Raw genomic sequence first — 16,916 nt, forward strand, 5'->3', positions numbered from 1 at the left:
GGGCGCCCTTAATAATCCCGTACTCAATTAATGACGATCGCCGGCGAGTAGCCGCCCATATGCATTGCGGCAATGGCGGCTACTCGCCGCCATTCACAGACAAAAGCCAAATAAAAGCAAAAAGATAAATCAATCACGTAAACTCCGCGAGCCAATTACAGTGTAATATTAAATAAATATTTAATTCCACCTGGTTATTTAAGCACGCCTTTTACGCATATCTTATGTAAAAGATTCATATAAGAATAACTCATTAATAAAATAATTGTGTTTATACTGCTTTAACTCAATCACAGTGCACAATTAATTCCTCACCGTGATTAATGATAAGGATATATTCTGCTTGAACGCAATATTCAAGCCGGACCAAGGAGGCAAGCCAATGATATCACATTAATTACCCCTGATTTTCAAACCTGTGTACGAGCATATAGAGCGTTAGGTGCAATATTGTCAACGTCCAAAGGAGTTTGATATGTCATTAGCGACCGATAAGATTTCCGGTTATTTAACCAGTTATGAAAGAGGCGATCACGCGGGGAGCAGTAAACCGTCATATACCACGCAAGAAGTTTCAGATCTGCTGCTGAGGAGCCATTATTCCGCCAATGGCAAAGGCGTGACCGACCATGCGGCTACCTTGACCTACTCTTTCCCCGTCTATACCGGCAGCGACAAGACGGGCGCCGCGCAGCTTACCGCCGCCCAGCAAGCCCAAACCAAGCTTTCATTGCAATCCTGGTCGGATGTGGCCAACATCACGTTCACCGAGGTTAAAGGCAACGACGCGAAAAATGCAGATATAAAGTTTGGTTTTTATAAGGCGGCCAGCGGGGGCAATTACACCTCGTATGAAAGTACGCAGAGCAATCTCAAAAGCACCATTTGGATCAGCGGCAATAACGGCTACGACGCCTCCAATCCGCAAACCAATAACTACGCCAGGGATACGCTGACTCATGAAATAGGGCATGCGTTAGGGCTTTCTCATCCCGGCAATTATGATGCGTCAAATGCCACCTACCCCACCTACGCCAACTCGGCGAAGTATTATGAAGACGACCATCAATATTCTTTGATGAGCTATTTTAACGAACAATACACCAGCGCTGACTATAAAGGCGTTTGGCCATCAGGGCCGCAGCTGGATGATATTACCGCCATACAGAAGCTTTACGGCGCGAATACCACCACGCGCACCGGTGATACCACCTATGGTTTCAACTCGAATACGGACAGAGACTTTCTGAGCGTTAAGGCGTCCACGGACAAAATCGTGGCGGCTATCTGGGATGCTGGCGGCAATGACACGCTGGATTTTTCAGGCTACAGCCAGGATCAGCGCATCAACATTAACGAAGGCGCATTCTCTGATGTGGGCGGCTTGAAGGCAAATATCGCCATCGCCTACGGCGCGCAGATTGAAAATATCATCGGCGGCAGCGGCGCAGACATTTTAGTGGGCAACGCGCTGAACAATACGCTAAAAGGCGGTGCAGGCAACGACATCATTTACGGTGCCGGCGGCGCCGATCAGCTCTGGGGCAATGCAGGCGCGGACACCTTCGTCTTCCGCGAAGCCGGCGACAGCCAAGCCGCCGCACCGGATTGGATCCGCGATTTCCAGACGGCGGTGGATAAAATCGATCTGTCGTGGCTCAACCAGACGGCTAAGGCCGATGGGAGCGAGCTGCACTTCGTGGATAGTTTAAGCGGCTCGTTGTATGAAGCGGCGCTGAATTATGACGCGCAGCAGAATGTCACCGATCTGGCCATCAATCTCTCCGGCAATCAATTACCTGATTTCCTTGTCAAAATCGTTGGGCATGTCGACGCTTCCGCCGATATTCTCGTCTAGCAGGGGTAAACCCGCAGCCCGGCGTGAACGCCGGGCTATTCATCTCTTCTCAGGCCTCACCCCGGCGTCTTTTTACATTGCCACAGCAATAAATCGCGCAGACGAGCTCACACCGCTTCCAGCTCCGCCGCCAGGGTGGCGACCAGCTCCGCCGCCGGCATCGGCCGCGCCAGGCCCACGCCCTGCCCGGCCCACAGCGACATAAACTCCCCGCGCCCGGCCTTGGCCGCCGCCTGGCGGATATCGCCGGTGAGCGCGTTCTGCACCGGATAGGGCAGGATCTGCGCCTCTTCCGCGCGCATCTGCCGCATGAAGTCATTGACGATGCCGCGCGCCGGGCGGCCGCTGAAGGCGCGCGTCAGGCGCGTGCTGTCATCGCCGGCGTTGCGCAGCGCCGCCCGCCAGGCTTCGGCGATGCCCGACTCCGGGCTGCACAGAAACGCGGTGCCCAGCTGCGCCGCCTGCGCGCCCAGCAATTGCGCCGCCGCAATGCCGCGTCCGTTCATGATGCCGCCCGCGGCGATCGCCGGGATCTTCACCGCCGCCGCCACCTGCGGCAGCAAAGCCATCAGCCCGACGCAGGATTGCTCGATGTCGCCGAGGAAGGTCGGGCGGTGGCCGCCCGCCTCCGCGCCCGAGACGCAAACGAAGTCGGCGCCCGCTTCTTCCCAGGCGCGGGCTTCCGCCACCGTGGTGGCGGTGCCGATCACCCGCGAGCCGGCCTTCTTGAACTGCGTGACCGTGGCGCGCGGCAGCACACCGAAGGTAAAGCTGACCACCGGCGGCGCAGCCTCCAGCAGGGCCGCGATCTGGTCGCGGTTGTTTTCGGCAAATTGGGTGGGGATCGGCGGCTCGCTCAGCCCCAGCGCTTCGCGGAACGGCCGCAGCAGGTGCTGGGCGCGCTTAAGCTCGGCGAGATCCGGGTGCTGCTCATCGAGCAGAAACAGGTTGATGTTGAACGGCGCGGCGGTCTGCGCGCGGATCTGCTGCACCCGTTCGAGGATCACCGCCGGTGAAAACAGCGCCGCCGCGCACGATCCCAGCGCCCCGGCGTTGCTCACCGCCACCGCCAATGCCGGCGGCGACGCGCCGTTCATCGGCCCCTGAACGATCGGATAGCGCAGCCCAAGCTCGCGGGCAAAAGCAGAAGGTGCCGTCATCAATGTGTCTCCCTGTGCTGACTACATTCGTCTTACGGCGGCCACGCCGCCGAACCGACCAAAAGCATAGCACCTTCTCACCGCCCGGCCGTGCAGTTAATGCTTCACCTGCCGCCTGTCCAGCGACAGGAAGTGATGCACCACCGGTTTCTCCGGGCCGATATGGAAGCGCAGCGCCTCCTGCTGCAGGTCGGCGTCGGCGTGCGACACCCGCTGGTGCTGCCGCAGGTGCTCCGCCCAGGACTCCACCAGGAACCACTCCATGATGCATTCCGGATCGCCGGTATGCTCGGTGATGCCCCAGGCGTAAGCGCCATCGCGGCGGCGCGCCCGCTCCAGCATCAGCAGCGTGCGCAAGAACTGCGGCCGATCCTGTTCGCGGATGCGGTACTCCACCTGAATCATCACCGGGCCGCGATCGTTTTCAACCGGCGTGTTGACCAACGGCTCCGGCCAATGGTTCGACGGCTGCAGATCGGCCTCGCCGGTCGGCAGACGCAGGCGGTGGAACAGCAGCCCCGCCGCCAACAGGCCGACGCCGCCGACCAGCAGCGTGGCGGCCACGCCCAGCTCCTGCGCCACCAGCCCCCACAGCAGGCTGCCCGCCGCCATCGCGCCGTTGAACACCATCAGGTAAATGGCCAGGCCGCGGCCGCGCACCCAGTTGGGCAGCACGCCCTGCGCCGCGCCGTTGAGCGTGGTCAGCGCGATAATCCAGCCGGCGCCCAGCACCAACAGCAGCACCACCGCCAGCCACTGCGGCGGCGCCAGCGACAGGGCCGCCATCACCACGGCGGTGAGCACCGCCGCCAACAGCACCAGCCCATCGGCATTCAGCCGCTGGCGCAGGCGCGGCAGCACAATCGCCCCGAGGATCGCCCCGGCGCCTACCGCTCCCAGCAGAACGCCGTAGAAACCGGCGCTGCCGCCCAGCATGCGGCGCGCCACCAGCGGCAGCAGCGCCCAGACCGAGCTGGAGAAGGCGAAGAACACCGCCGCCCGCAGCAGCACCACGTGCAGCTCGCGGCTGGAACGGGCATAGCGCAGGCCGGCGCGGAAGGCGCCGAAAAAGTGCTCCGACAGGCCGCTGTCCTCGGCCTTCGGCCGCTTCCACCACAGCAGCGCCGCGATCACCAGCACATAGCTCATCACGTCCGCGCCGTAGGCCGCGCCGGCGCCGAAACTGGCCAGCAGCAGACCGCCGGCCGCCGGGCCGATGGAACGGGCGATGTTGATGCCCAGCGAGTTCAGCGCCACGGCGTTTTTCAGCTCGGCGCGCGGCACCAGCTCCGGCACGATCGCCTGCCAGGTCGGCCCCATCAGCGCCGCGCCGATGCCGCCGACGAACGTCAGCGCCAGCAAATATTCCACCGTCAGTGAACCGGTCTGCGACAGCACCAGCAGGCTGCCGCTCACGCAGGCCAGCAGAATTTGCACGAAGATCAGAAAGCGCCGCCGATCGAGAATGTCCGACAGCACCCCGGCCGGGATCGCCAGCAGGAACACCGGCAGCGTAGCGGCGGTTTGCATCAGCGCCACCGCCGAAGGGTTGCTCGACAGGTCAGTGATCAGCCACGAGCTGGCGACGTCGCGCATAAAGCTGCCGACGTTGCCGAGCACCGTGGCGCCCCACAGCACCGCAAATAATGGGATTTTCAGCGGCGCGAAGCCGCCCGCCGCCGCCTTGTTTTCCGTCTGTTCAGCCATCCGTTCGCTCCTTCAAATCGTTAAATGCCACCAGCAACAGCGCGCCGGCCAGCCCGAGGTGTTCAAAAAATCCGTTCATCATCTGGCCGCGCTCCGCCCCGTCGAACTGCCAGAACGGATTGGCCATCAGCGTCGCCATCAGGGTAAAACCGGCCAGCGCCAACGCGCCGAGCCAGCGATAAAAGCCGCTCAGGATCAGCGCCGACGCCGCCAGTTCGAGCAGCGTCACCAGCACGGCGAACAGCGCCGACGGCTGCAGGCCGAAGTGGCTCATCTCGGCGATCGCGCCTTCGACGTTCAGCGCTTTGACCAACCCGCCCTGAATATAGGCGGCGCAAATGGCGAGCAGCAGCAGCCAGCGCACCGCGGGCGCATGCAGCCGCTGTGCGCAGCGGGCGGCGATAGCAGTCAGGTTCATCGCGCCCCCTTAAAACGGCGAATTTTGGATGAAGGCCAGCAGATCGGCGTTGAAGCGATCGGGATCGACCTGCGCCAAACCGTGAGAACCGCCAGAGTAAACATTCAGCTCCGCCTGTTGCATAAGCTTAGCGGCTTTCAGCGCCGAGGCGCCGATCGGCACGATCTGATCGGCGTCGCCGTGCACCAGCAGCGTCGGCTTGTCGATCGCCAGCAGGTCGGCGGTGTAATCCACTTCGGAGAACGCGCGCACACACTCGTACTGCCCTTTCACGCCGCCCTGCATGCCCATCAGCCAGAAGTGGTCGATCAGCCCCGCATTGCTCTCCACCTCGTCGCAGTGGAGGCCATAGAACGGCACCGCCAAATCTTTGAAGAACTGCGAGCGGTTGCCCGCCACGCCGCTGCGAATGCCGTCGAAGGCCGCCATCGGCGTACCCTCTGGGTTGACCGGCGTTTGCAGCATCAGCGGCGGTACGGCGCCGACCAGCACCACCTTCGCCACCCGATCGCTGCCGTGACGGCCGATGTAGCGCGCCACTTCGCCGCCGCCGGTGGAATGGCCGACCAGGATCAGATCGCGCAGATCCAGCGTTTCGATCAGCAGGGCCAGATCGTCAGCGTATTGATTGATGTCGTTGCCGTGCCAGGTTTGATCGGAACGGCCGTGGCCACGGCGATCGTGGGCGATCACGCGGAATCCGCTCTGGCCGAAAAACAGCAGCTGGTTGTCCCAGGCGTCGGCGGACAGCGGCCAACCGTGGGAGAACAGGATCGGCTGGCCGCGGCCCCAATCCTTATAGAAAATGCGTGCGCCATCGGGCGCGGTAAGGGTGCTCATGACGTGTTCCCCGCTCGGTATCGAATTGGATTTTGTACGGGTTAACAGTACGGCAGGCGTAAAGGCAGTGATAACGGAATAATTTTCGCATGATCGCGAGTTTTTTTGCTGAAGAAGCCGGCGTCGCCGCCGGCGCAAAACGTCAGATGTTTTCCAGATCGATACCGCGCGTTTTTGGGCCGAACAGCCCGATCACCAGCATCACGATCAGCATGCTGGCGACGATAAACGCGATCACCCCCAGCGAACCGCCGTACTGCAAGATAATGCCGATGATGATGCTGCTGAATACCGTCGACAGGCGGCTGAAGGAGTAGCAGAAACCGACGGCGCGGGCGCGGATATGGGTCGGGAAGATCTCGGATTGATACGAGTGGTAGCTGTAGGTCAGCCAGGCGTTGGACCAGGTGATGAAGAAACCGCACAGGATCAGCCACAGTGGGTTGTTCTGCAGTGCGAACAGCGAGCCGAAGATCACCGTCACCAGGCAGGACAACACGATCTGCCACTTGTTCTCCATCTTGTCGGCGTAGAAGCTGCACAGCAGCGAGCCAAGCGGGTAGGCCAGCGTGATGAAGAAAGCGTACAGCAGGCTGTGGGTGACCGAAGCGCCCTTGCCCGACAGCAGCGCCGGCAACCAGTTGCCGAAGCCGAAGAAGCCGATGGCCTGAAAGAAATTCATCACTACCAGCATCAGCGTGCGATCGCGATATTGCGGCGCCCAGATGTCGCGAAAGCGGCCGCGCAGCGGCGCCCCCTCGGCATCGTCAACCGGGCGCGACGGGAAGTCTGCGGCCGCCACGCCGCAGCGCCGTTCCATGTCCCGCATCACCTGCCGGGCCTGCGCATAGCGCCGCTGTTGCACCAGCCAGCGCGGCGACTCCGGCAGCCCCTTGCGCACCAGCCAGATCACCAGCGAAGCCAGCGCGCCGGCGATCACCACATAGCGCCAGCCGCTCAGGCCCCAAATCGTCTGCGGCACCAGCCACCAGGACATCAGCGCCACCGCCGGCACCGACAGAAACTGCACGAAGAACGCGAAGGCGAAAGCCCGGGTACGCAGATGCGCGGGCACCCACTCCGTCAGGTAGGTATCGATGGTCACCAACTCGATGCCGAGCCCGACGCCCACCAGAAAACGCAGAAAGATCACCCATTCCGCCTGCTGTTGAAACGCCAACAGCAGCGAGAAGGCGCCATACCAGATCAGGGCGAACATAAAGGTGGCGCGCCGGCCGAAGCGATCGGCGTACGGGCTCAGCAGGCTGGCGCCGACGAACAGGCCGAGAAAGGTGGCGGAGGCGAAGGCCGCCTGATCCGACACGCCGAAGACGCCCTGCGCGCCGGTGTGGAAAATGCCGTCGGCGATAAGGCCGGTGCTGATATAGCCGGTCTGGAACAGATCGTAGAGTTCGAAAAAGCCGCCCAGCGACAGCAGAATGATAAAGCGCCACAGGCCGGCCGACGCGGGCAAGGCGTCGATTCTGGCCGCCAAATCCCGCGCATGGATCGGCGACGCCGCTACAGATTCACTCACCGTTAACCTCGCATTAACATTTTTAATGACTTTCTATGCTAGCGAAGCGGCGTCGGAGTTAAATTTTTAATTAGCAGACTATGAAAAAAAGTTAAGCATAAAACGCTGCAGCAGCCTGTTTTATAGCAGGAAAATGCAGCGCGGGATGCCGCAGCGGCATCCCGAATCCGCAGGTTAACGGCTGTGGTGCTGCTGCAGCCGTTCGCTGCGGTAGACGCTCAACAGGCACCAGCCGAGGGCGATCAGCGCCAGCGGCGCGGCGACGAAGCCGATGTTGCCCATGCCCAGATGCAGACTCACCTGGTTGCCCAGCAGCGCGCCGCTGCCGATGCCGAAGTTGTACAGGCCGGAGAAAATCGCCATCGCCACGTCGGTAGCGTCCGGCGCCAGGCTCAGCACTTTGGCCTGCATCGACAGGCCGATCGCCATGATCGCCATTCCCCAGAAGATGCACAGCACCGTCAGGTGGCTTTCGCTGCCGGCCGCCGGCAACAGCAGCAGCAGGCTCAAGGCCAGCAGCGTGATGGCGCCGATGAAGAAGCTGGAAGGAAACCGCTCGCTGTAGCGGCTGAACAGCAGGCTGCCGACGATGCCGGCGGCGCCGAACAGCAGCAGCATCAGCGTGGTGAAGTTCTCCGACAGCCCGGCCACGGTCTGGATAAACGGCTCGATGTAGCTGTAGGCGGTGAAGTGCGCCGTCACCACAATGATGGTCAGCATGTACAGCGCCACCAGCGCCGGGCGTTTGAACAGCAGCGGCACGCTGGCCAGCGAACCGGAGTGCTCGCTTTTCAGCACCGGCAGCAGGCGCCACAGCAGCACCAGCGCCAGCGTGGCGCACACCGCGATGCCGATAAAGGTCATGCGCCAGCCGAGCAGTTGCCCGACCACCCGCCCGAGCGGCAACCCGAGCACCATCGCCAGCGCGGTGCCACCCGCCAGCAGGCTCAGCGCCTGGGCTTTCTTACCCGGCGGCGCCACGCGGATCGCCAGCGAGGCGGTGATCGACCAGAACACCGAGTGCGCCAGCGCCACGCCGGCGCGCGAGATAACCAGCGTGGTGAAGTTCCAGGCCACGGCGGTCAGCACGTGGCTGGCGATAAACAGCATGAACACGCCGATCAACAGTTTGCGGCGCTCAATTTTGCTGGTCAGCAGCATGCACGCCAGCGAGGCGGCGGCGACGATCCAGGCGTAAATGGTGATGATCAGGCCGACCTGTTCGGTTTGCATCGAGAAGCTGGCGGCGATATCGCTCAGCAGACCGACCGGAATAAACTCGGTGGTGTTGAAAATAAAGGCCGAGACGGCGAGGATGACCACGCGCAACCAGGCGGTTGAGCGCGAAACGGGAGCGTGTTCCATGGTAAAAGAAATCCGGACAGGTGCGGGCAAGTCGCGATATTTTAACCAACCGGCCCGCTAAATGCGATACGCGTCACACTTTAATTGTGTGGTTTTTTTCGCCGCATTTCGACACATTCGCAGACACACGGTTGCACAAATGCTGTGCTAATCTATTGAAGCGTACCAATTTTTCCTGCCGTTTCTCCCCGGCCGTCCACGCGCCGCGCCGAAGAAGCGCGCAGTGTCCCTTTGGCGTTTCCTGAGGCGAGGTCATTATGATGTCCGCGATTTATGATTGGTCCGTACTTGCCCTGCGCAATGTTTACGATCGCCGCATCCAGGGCCAGCCGGTGCTCGACAGCGCGGCCCTCTTCCCCGACGCCGAACGCTTCACCGCCCAATGGCGGCAGATCCGCGAAGAGGCGCTGACGGTCGCCCACGATCTGCACAATATCCCGCGCTTTCACGAGATCATGAGCCAGCAGGCGTCCATCTCCGCCAACGACGCGCGCGACTGGCGCATGTTCATCATGAAGGCCTATGGCCAGCCCATCCCCCGCAACCTGGCGCGCTGTCCGACGCTGGCGGCGCTGATCGCCTCCTCGCCGGACGTGCTGTCCGCGTCGCTCTCCTTCCTGGCGCCCGGCAAACAGGTGCCGCCCCATCGCGGTCCGTTCCGCGGCATTCTGCGCGGCTATCTGGTGCTGGACATGCCCAAACGCGCCGACGGCGCGCCGGCGGCGGTGCTGAAGGTGGACGGCCGCGAATACCGGCTGCACGAGGGGGAGTTCATGCTCTGGGACGATACCTTCGAGCACGAGGTATGGAACGACAGCCCGCAGGTGCGCACCGTGCTGCTGCTGGACATTCGCCGCCGCGACATGCCCGGCGGGCTGCGGCTGCTCTCCAGCGCCATCATCGCGCTGGTGCGGCTGAACGTGCGCTGGATGCAGCGCCAGTTCTGACTGCGGCGCTCAGGCGATTAACCGTCCTGAGGGATCGGCCATTGCTGCGCCAGCCACTGTTCGGCGGTGGTGGTGGCTATGCCCTGGCGCGCATTGAAGGTTTTCGCCTTATCCCACGCCACGCCGTCGGGCCGGGCGAAAGCCAACCGGTATTTGGCGCCGACGTCACGCGGATGGTTCCGCACATCTTCCCGCAGCCGCTCTTTGTCCAACAGGATCCTGTTGACCTCCACGCCCCAGCGCGCCTGCATGACATCGGCAAGCTCGCGGTAGGTCAGCGTGTCGCCGGCGATATAGACCACCTGGTTGCGAAACGCGGGCCGATGGAAAAAAATCGCGGCCGTCAGCCGGCCAATGTCCTCGGGGGTGGTCAGCGTCACCGCGTAGCGCCAGTCGCCCAGCGCGCGCACCGTTTTGGTTGCCGCGTCCACCACGCCAAAGCCGGGGTCAAACAGGTAGCTGGTGAAAATGCCCGTGGAAACAATCACCCACTCCGTCGCACGCTGCGCACGCAGCAGGTGACGCACCTCGAGCTGTTCATCCCACACCTGTTGCCCGCTGCCTTTGCCGACAACATCGTAGTCCACGCCGAACTGCCACGGGAAGTAGCGCGCCACGCCCGCTTGCAAGACGGCCTGGGTGATCTTTATCTGCGTGCCCGCCCCGCCGACAAAGCCGCTGCAGTTGATCACCGCGTCGAAGGAACGGAATAGCGCACTCAGCGCCTCCACGCCGTTTTGCTGCAGATCGCCTTCCACCACGGCGATGCCGAGCCGCGCCAGCGCATCCCGCCGCGCCCGGAGCGGGCCGTTGACGGCGCGGGCGGCCTCCGGCCGGAGCAGCACGCTGATTTTTAAAGATGGATATAGCCGAGCCTGCCGGCTCATCGCACGCAATACCGGCAGCCCCAGTTCACCGGCGCCGAGTATGAGCACGGTATTGATGGATGGATTTGTGGATTTCATGCTTGCCTCCTGTCTTGACACTGCGTCATCCTGACAGCTGACAAAAACGGGTTCAATTAGGTACACGCGTGATACCGGAGAGGAATATGACGAGCGATCGGGAAGCGCTGCTGCAATTTTCGCAGGCGTTCTGTGAAGCATTGAGCAACGACGATGAAGGGCTGAAGCGCGAGATCCTCGCACATGCGGGCAACCGTTGGTCGCTGGGGGTATTGCATATCCTGGGCACCCACGGGCCGCTGCGCCACGGCGAAATAAGCCGCCAATTAGCGGGCGTGACGCAGAGAATGCTGACGCGGACGCTGCGCCATCTCGAGCGGGATGGGTTGATATCGCGCTGCGATTATCAGGAAAAACTGCCCCGCGTGGTTTACACCATCACCGACGCGGGGGAAGAGATGCTGCTCAACATGCTGCCGCTCTGGTCGTGGATTATCGCCTCCGCCGACGCCTTCAGAGCGGCCCGCTCGCACTACGATGATCAAGAGCGAAACGCCATCGAGGGATGAACGCGGGCATCCCTGCCCGTGAGGCGGCGTTCAGCCGCCGCCCAGATAGGCCTTTCTCACCTCCGGATCGTTCAACAGCTCCTGGCCGCTGCCGGTGAGGCGGATCTGGCCGTTGACCATCACATAGCCGCGATCGGACAGTTTCAACGCGTGGTTGGCGTTCTGCTCCACCAGAAACAGCGTCATGCCGCTGCGGGTCAGCTCGCGCAGCACCCCGAAGATCTGCCGCACCACGATCGGCGCCAGCCCCAGGCTCGGCTCGTCCAACAGCAGCAGCTTCGGCCGGCTCATCAGCGCGCGGGCGATCGCCAGCATCTGCTGCTCGCCGCCGGACATGGTCATCGCCCGCTGGTTGCGCCGCTCCTTGAGGCGCGGAAACAGCTCGAACATGCGCGGCAAATCCTCCTCCAGGTAGCGATTGCCGACGGTGATGGTGCCCATCAACAGGTTCTCCTCCACGCTCATGTCCGGAAAGATGCGCCGCCCCTCCGGCGCCTGCGCGATGCCGCTGCTGGCAACAAAGTGCGTGGAGCGGCGGCTGATGTCCTCGCCGCCAAACAGGATCTGCCCGCCGGCGATGCGCGGCTGGCCGAAGATCGACATCAACAGCGTGGACTTGCCCGCGCCGTTGGCGCCGATCAGCGCCACCGTCTCCCCGGCGTTCACCTGCAGCGACACCTGGCGCAGCGCCTGGATCGGCCCGTAAAACACGTCCACTTCGCGAAATTCCAACATCGCTTCGCTCATCCCGCCAGCTCCTCTTCGTCCGCGCCCAGGTAGGCGGCGATCACCGCCTCGTTGTGCTGGATCTCTTGCGGCGTGCCGCGGGCGATCACATCGCCGTGATCGAGCACGATCACCCGATCGGAGATCTCCATTACCATGCCCATGTCATGCTCGATCAGCAGCACCGTGATGCCGTGATGCTGGCGCAGGAAGCGGATGATGCGGCTCAGCGCGGCCGTCTCCACCGGGTTCAGCCCGGCGGCCGGTTCGTCGAGGCAGATCATCTCCGGCGCGGTGCACATGGCGCGCGCGATCTCCAGCCGCCGCTGCTGGCCGTAGGACATCTCCCCCGCCAGCCGGTTGGCGCAGTCCGCCAGATCCACCACCTCCAACCAATAGAAGGCGTGATCGAGCGCGGCGCTTTCCGCCCGGCGGTAGCCCGGCGTATTCAGCACCCCGGCGATCAGGTTGCGGTTGCTCTGCATGTGCTGCGCCACCAGCAGGTTCTCCACCACCGACATTTCGCGGAACAGGCGGATATTCTGGAAGGTGCGCGCCAGCCCGGCGCGGTTGACCAGATGGGTGCCGCCGAACATCTTGTAATAGAGGCGCGAACCGAGCCGCTTCGGGCGTATCCAGTCGCCGGCGCGGAACTTCTGCCCCAGCACTTGGATCACGTCGGTCGGCCGCTTGTGGGTATTGAGCAGGATCGCACCGCCGCTGGCGCGGTAAAAGCCGGTCAGGCAATTGAACACCGTGGTCTTGCCGGCGCCGTTGGGGCCGATCAGGGCGGTGATGGAACCGCGCTCCACCTCCAGATTGACGTCGTTCAGCGCCTTGATGCCGCCAAAGCGCATCATCAGGTGTTCCACCCGCAAAATGGCGTCGCTCATGGCGCCACCCCCTTGCGTTCGGCGAAGCTGGATCGGCTGATGCGCACCAGCCCGCGCGGCCGCCAGATCATCATCGCCACCATCAGCACGCCAAACAGCAGCACCCGGTATTCGGCGAAGCTGCGCAGCAGCTCCGGCGCCACCGTCAGCACGAAGGCCGCCAGCACCACGCCGAGGGTGGAGCCCATGCCGCCCAGCACCACGATCGCCAGGATCAGGGCCGACTCGAAGAAGGTGAACGAAGTCGGGTTGACGAACCCCTGGTAAGTGGCGAAAAACACCCCCGCCAGCCCGGCGGTGGAGGCGCCGAGCATAAACGCCGACAGCTTCACCAGCACGTGATTCAGCCCCAAAGAACGGCAGGCGATCTCGTCCTCGCGCAGCGCCTCCCAGGCGCGGCCGATCGGCATGCGCGTCAGCCGGTGCTTGATGTACAGCACCAGCAGCACCACCAAAAACAGCATCGCGTAGATGAAGATGAACTTGAGGTTGGGATTGTAATCAATGCCGAGAAACTCGTGGATCGGCACCCCGCCGTCCTTGGCGCGCCGGCCGAACTCCAGACCGAACACCGTCGGCGCCGGCACCGAAATGCCGTTCGGCCCGCCGGTGAGCGACATCCAGTTGTTCAGCACCAGCCGGATGATCTCGCCGAACCCGAGCGTGACGATGGCGAGATAGTCGCCGTGCATACGCAGCACCGGAAAGCCCAGCAGCGCGCCGGCCAGCGCCGCCATCAGCGCCCCGAGCGGCAGCATCGCCCAAAAACCGAGCCCGAGATACTGGTAGCCCAATGCCAGCCCGTAGGCGCCGATGGCGTAAAACGCCACGTACCCCAGATCCAGCAGCCCCGCCAACCCGACCACGATATTCAGCCCCAGCCCGAGCAGCACATAGATCAGGCCGAGGATCGCCACCGTCAGCAGGTACTTGGTGGCGACGAACGGGAACAACAGCGCGATCGCCGCCATCAGCGGCAGGAACCAGCGCAGATTGGATTTATAGCCCAGCGGGCGCACGTAAACGCCGTCGTTGCCGCCGTCGAAGCGAGCCAGCACCTTGCGGCCCGGCGCGGTTTGCAGGAACAGGCTCAGCAACAGCCGCCCGGCCATCACCGCGACGATGATCCACACCAGCCGGCGCGGCTCGACGTTGAAGCTGTAGCCGTTCAGCACGATGCCGACGATCGGCCCGAACACGATCAGGGCGATCAGCCCGGCCAAAACGGCATCCAGCAGGCTGCGTTTAACGTCCAGCCCGCCGTTGATTACGGATTGCGACATGGCGTTCTCCTTAAACCTTGGCGACCAGCGGCCGGCCGAGCAGGCCCTGCGGGCGGAAGATCAGGATCGCCACCAGCAACCCGAAGGAGAACACGTCCTTGTAATCCGAATTCACCATGCCGGCGAACTGCGCCTCCGCGACCCCGAGCAGCAGCCCGCCGAGCATCGCGCCCGGCAGCGAACCGATGCCGCCCAGCACCGCGGCGGTGAAGGCCTTGATGCCGATGATAAAGCCGACGTAAAAATCGAAGGTGCCGTAGTTCATGGTGATCAGCACCCCGGCCAGCCCGGCCATGGCGGCGCCGATCACGAACACCAGCGAGATCACCCGATCGGTATTGATGCCGAGAATCGAGGCCATTTTGCGATCCTGCTGGGTGGCGCGGCAGATGCGCCCCAGCCGGGTGCGCTGAATGATGTAGGTGAGGATCGCCATGCCGAGCAGCGACGCCACCAGAATGAACACCTTGGTGTAGGTGATCTGCACCACGCCGCCGTCGAACTCCAGGCGGAACACGCCGCTCAGCAGCGTCGGGATGCCCTGCTGGCGCGGCCCCTGGCTGATCTGCGCATAGTTTTGCAGGATTAACGACATGCCGATGGCGGAGATCAGCGGCGCCAGGCGGGTGGAGTTGCGCAGCGGCCTGTAGGCGATGCGCTCGATCACCCAGCCGTACACCCCGGTGATGACGATGGTGAATACCAGCGTGCCGAGGATCAGCAGCGGGAACGAGTGCAGCCCGAAGAACGACAGCAGCGCCAGACCGATGGCGCACAGGTAGGCGGAGATCATGTACACCTCGCCGTGGGCGAAGTTGATCATGCCGATGATGCCGTAAACCATGGTGTAGCCGATGGCGATCAGGCCATACACCGCGCCGAGGGTCAGGCCGTTGATCAGCTGTTGCAGAAAGAATACATCCATAATGAGCAGTCTCGCCTGGTAAGGCCGCCAACGCAGTCCGACGCGGCCAAAGGTAGTCGCGGAACGGGCGCGCCAGGGCGGCGGCCCGTCGGTCATAGGGTCATAACTTCACGGTTCGGCCGTTTACAGCTGGTGATATTTGCCCTTGTCATCCCATTGATAGACCACGTAGTCCGAGACCTTCAGATCGCCCTTCTGATCCCAGGCTTTTTTGCCCATCACGGTGTCCACGTCGTGCGACTTCAGCCATTCGGCGGCCTTGGCGCTGTCTTTGCCGCCGGTGGCGTTGAAGGCGGCGGCGATCGCCTGGATCGAAGCGTAGGAGTAAAGGGTGTAGCCTTCCGGCTCAAAGCCGCTGGCGCGGAACTTGGCGATCACCGCCTTGCCTTCCGCGATCTGGCGCGGATCGTTGCCGAAGGTCATCAGCACGCCGTTGGTGTACTGCGGCCCGCCGGCGGCGGTCACCAGCTCTTCGGTCACCACGCAGTCGCCGGAGAAGAACTTGGCGGTCACGCCCTGCTCGCGCATCTGGCGCACCAGCGGCCCGGCTTCGGGATGGCAGCCGCCGAAGTAGACCACGTCAGGTTTGACCGAGGCGATCTTGGTCACCAGCGCGTTGAAGTCTTTCTCGCCGCGCGACAGCCCCTCATACAGCACCTCTTTAACCCCGCGCTTGTTCATCGCCGCCTTGGCGGCGTCCGCCAGCCCCTGGCCGTAGGTGTCTTTATCGTGGATCACCGCGATGCGTTTGGCCTTCAGGGTATCCAGCATGTAGTTGGTGGCGATGACGCCCTGCTGATCGTCGCGCCCGCACATGCGGAACATGGTCTTCATGCCGCGCTCGGTGATCTGCGGGTTGGTGGAGCCGGGGGTAATGGCGATGATGCCGGCCTCGTCATACACCTCGGAGGCGGGCATGGTGGATGAGGAACAGAAGTGGCCGACCACCGCCGAGACCTTGTCCTGATCCACCAGCCGGTTGGCGACCGCGACCGCCTGTTTCGGTTCGCAGGCGTCATCCCCCTGCACCAGTTTGATTTTTTCCCCTTTGATGCCGCCGGCGGCGTTGATGTCCGCCGCCGCCTGCGAAGCCCCGCGCCAATACTGATCGCCGTAAGTGGCGTTCGGCCCGGAGAACGGCCCGGCGACGCCGATGACGATATCGGCCTGCGCGGAAAACGCCGTACCTAAACAACCGATGAGCAAAGCAGCGAGCGGACTTTTTATCAATTTCGATGACATTGTTATCTTCCTCAGCACTGTTGTAGCGAAACGCCCTGGGGCGCGGATCAGTCACTTTATGTGTAGACGGGGAAAATAATTTTCTTGAGAGCGCAGTCGCATTCCCCAAAAATGGGTAAGCAAAAATCCAGCCATTGTGACGACGAATACATATTGTTTGCTTATTCATCCTACATATCAGTTGCGGCGCGGCGTGTGGCGGGGATAACAGGGGCTGAGCCGTACGGCCAAGATGGGAAGGTGCAGGATAGCGAGAGTGACCCTGCACCATCGCCGTGCAAAGGCGTGTGCAAGCGGCGTCAAAACGATTTGGGATGCAAAAATCAACGCATCGCGATGGAAAATGCCGAAAAACAGCGCAAGGTGCTCATTCCCTCAGCAAACGCGCTTTTTTTGCAGTTTAGCGCTTTGACAAACCCCAGGCGCCCCGCTATTATTCGCCCCGTTCACACGATTCCTCTGTAGTTCAGTCGGTAGAACGGCGGACTGTTAATCCGTATGTCACTGGTTCGAGTCCAGTCAGAGGAGCCATATATTTAGA

15 protein-coding genes and 1 tRNA gene are annotated in these 16,916 nt (G+C 62.5%); 4 read left to right on the plus strand and 12 right to left on the minus strand.

Annotation, left to right across the window (positions count from 1 at the left end; genetic code table 11):
- Positions 1-475: 475 nt before the first annotated feature.
- Positions 476-1,858, plus strand: a complete 1,383-nt coding sequence (locus ACTJJ6_RS04770) for a serralysin family metalloprotease (protein ID WP_049299778.1) — start codon at positions 476-478, stop codon at positions 1,856-1,858.
- A 107-nt stretch (positions 1,859-1,965) separates the two neighbouring features.
- On the opposite strand, the gene ACTJJ6_RS04775 is transcribed toward ACTJJ6_RS04770, so the two are convergent.
- The 6 genes from ACTJJ6_RS04775 to ACTJJ6_RS04800 all read right to left on the minus strand — a co-directional run bounded on the left by ACTJJ6_RS04775 (position 1,966) and on the right by ACTJJ6_RS04800 (position 8,885).
- The gene (locus tag ACTJJ6_RS04775) at positions 1,966-3,018 is read right to left on the minus strand and encodes an NAD(P)H-dependent flavin oxidoreductase (RefSeq protein ID WP_049299779.1); all 1,053 of its coding nucleotides are present in this window, start codon (positions 3,016-3,018) and stop codon (positions 1,966-1,968) included.
- A gap of 96 nt (positions 3,019-3,114) precedes the next feature.
- Complete coding sequence (locus ACTJJ6_RS04780; protein WP_016927051.1) at positions 3,115-4,725, minus strand: MFS transporter; 1,611 nt, start codon at positions 4,723-4,725, stop codon at positions 3,115-3,117.
- On the minus strand, positions 4,718-5,143 hold the full coding sequence (locus ACTJJ6_RS04785) for a DoxX family protein (RefSeq protein WP_016927050.1): 426 nt from the start codon (positions 5,141-5,143) through the stop codon (positions 4,718-4,720). Before ACTJJ6_RS04785 ends, ACTJJ6_RS04780 begins: the two co-directional genes overlap by 8 nt.
- Before the next feature lie 9 nt (positions 5,144-5,152).
- Complete coding sequence (locus tag ACTJJ6_RS04790; protein WP_337061001.1) at positions 5,153-5,983, minus strand: alpha/beta fold hydrolase; 831 nt, start codon at positions 5,981-5,983, stop codon at positions 5,153-5,155.
- Between the two features lie 142 nt (positions 5,984-6,125).
- Complete coding sequence (locus ACTJJ6_RS04795; protein WP_015378463.1) at positions 6,126-7,520, minus strand: MFS transporter; 1,395 nt, start codon at positions 7,518-7,520, stop codon at positions 6,126-6,128.
- Between the two features lie 174 nt (positions 7,521-7,694).
- Positions 7,695-8,885, minus strand: a complete 1,191-nt coding sequence (locus ACTJJ6_RS04800) for a sugar transporter (RefSeq protein ID WP_028128352.1) — start codon at positions 8,883-8,885, stop codon at positions 7,695-7,697.
- Positions 8,886-9,145: 260 nt separating this feature from the next.
- Between ACTJJ6_RS04800 and ACTJJ6_RS04805 the strand changes: the two genes are divergently transcribed.
- Positions 9,146-9,832 carry an aspartyl/asparaginyl beta-hydroxylase domain-containing protein gene (locus tag ACTJJ6_RS04805; protein WP_028127723.1) on the plus strand — a complete coding sequence of 229 codons (687 nt, stop codon included), beginning with the start codon at positions 9,146-9,148 and terminating at the stop codon, positions 9,830-9,832.
- Positions 9,833-9,849: 17 nt separating this feature from the next.
- Here the strand turns inward: ACTJJ6_RS04805 and ACTJJ6_RS04810 are convergent, their stop codons facing one another.
- Entirely contained in the window at positions 9,850-10,797 is a 948-nt protein-coding gene (locus ACTJJ6_RS04810; protein WP_016927045.1) for an aromatic alcohol reductase, read from the minus strand.
- Between the two features lie 86 nt (positions 10,798-10,883).
- On the opposite strand from ACTJJ6_RS04810, the gene ACTJJ6_RS04815 reads away from it, so the two are divergent.
- Positions 10,884-11,306 carry a winged helix-turn-helix transcriptional regulator gene (locus tag ACTJJ6_RS04815; protein ID WP_016927044.1) on the plus strand — a complete coding sequence of 141 codons (423 nt, stop codon included), beginning with the start codon at positions 10,884-10,886 and terminating at the stop codon, positions 11,304-11,306.
- Between the two features lie 30 nt (positions 11,307-11,336).
- On the opposite strand, the gene ACTJJ6_RS04820 is transcribed toward ACTJJ6_RS04815, so the two are convergent.
- The 5 genes from ACTJJ6_RS04820 to ACTJJ6_RS04840 form a co-directional block, all read right to left on the minus strand.
- Positions 11,337-12,053 (minus strand): ABC transporter ATP-binding protein, encoded by a 717-nt coding sequence (locus ACTJJ6_RS04820; RefSeq protein ID WP_004928599.1) that lies wholly within the window; start codon positions 12,051-12,053, stop codon positions 11,337-11,339.
- Positions 12,050-12,925 carry an ABC transporter ATP-binding protein gene (locus ACTJJ6_RS04825; RefSeq protein ID WP_016927043.1) on the minus strand — a complete coding sequence of 292 codons (876 nt, stop codon included), beginning with the start codon at positions 12,923-12,925 and terminating at the stop codon, positions 12,050-12,052. The genes ACTJJ6_RS04820 and ACTJJ6_RS04825 overlap by 4 nt, the downstream gene beginning before the upstream one ends.
- Positions 12,922-14,208, minus strand: coding sequence for a high-affinity branched-chain amino acid ABC transporter permease LivM (gene livM / locus ACTJJ6_RS04830; protein ID WP_033639877.1), 1,287 nt, complete (start codon positions 14,206-14,208; stop codon positions 12,922-12,924). The genes ACTJJ6_RS04825 and livM overlap by 4 nt, the downstream gene beginning before the upstream one ends.
- 10 nt (positions 14,209-14,218) lie before the next feature.
- Positions 14,219-15,133, minus strand: coding sequence for an ABC transporter permease subunit (locus tag ACTJJ6_RS04835; RefSeq protein ID WP_016927041.1), 915 nt, complete (start codon positions 15,131-15,133; stop codon positions 14,219-14,221).
- 123 nt (positions 15,134-15,256) lie between these two features.
- Positions 15,257-16,375 carry a branched-chain amino acid ABC transporter substrate-binding protein gene (locus ACTJJ6_RS04840; RefSeq protein WP_016927040.1) on the minus strand — a complete coding sequence of 373 codons (1,119 nt, stop codon included), beginning with the start codon at positions 16,373-16,375 and terminating at the stop codon, positions 15,257-15,259.
- 455 nt (positions 16,376-16,830) lie between these two features.
- On the opposite strand from ACTJJ6_RS04840, the gene ACTJJ6_RS04845 reads away from it, so the two are divergent.
- A tRNA-Asn gene (locus ACTJJ6_RS04845) sits at positions 16,831-16,906 on the plus strand.
- The last annotated feature ends 10 nt before the right edge of the window (positions 16,907-16,916 follow it).

The sequence above is a fragment of the Serratia sp. 22278 genome, from assembly GCF_052045405.1.
GTDB lineage: Bacteria > Pseudomonadota > Gammaproteobacteria > Enterobacterales > Enterobacteriaceae > Serratia > Serratia marcescens.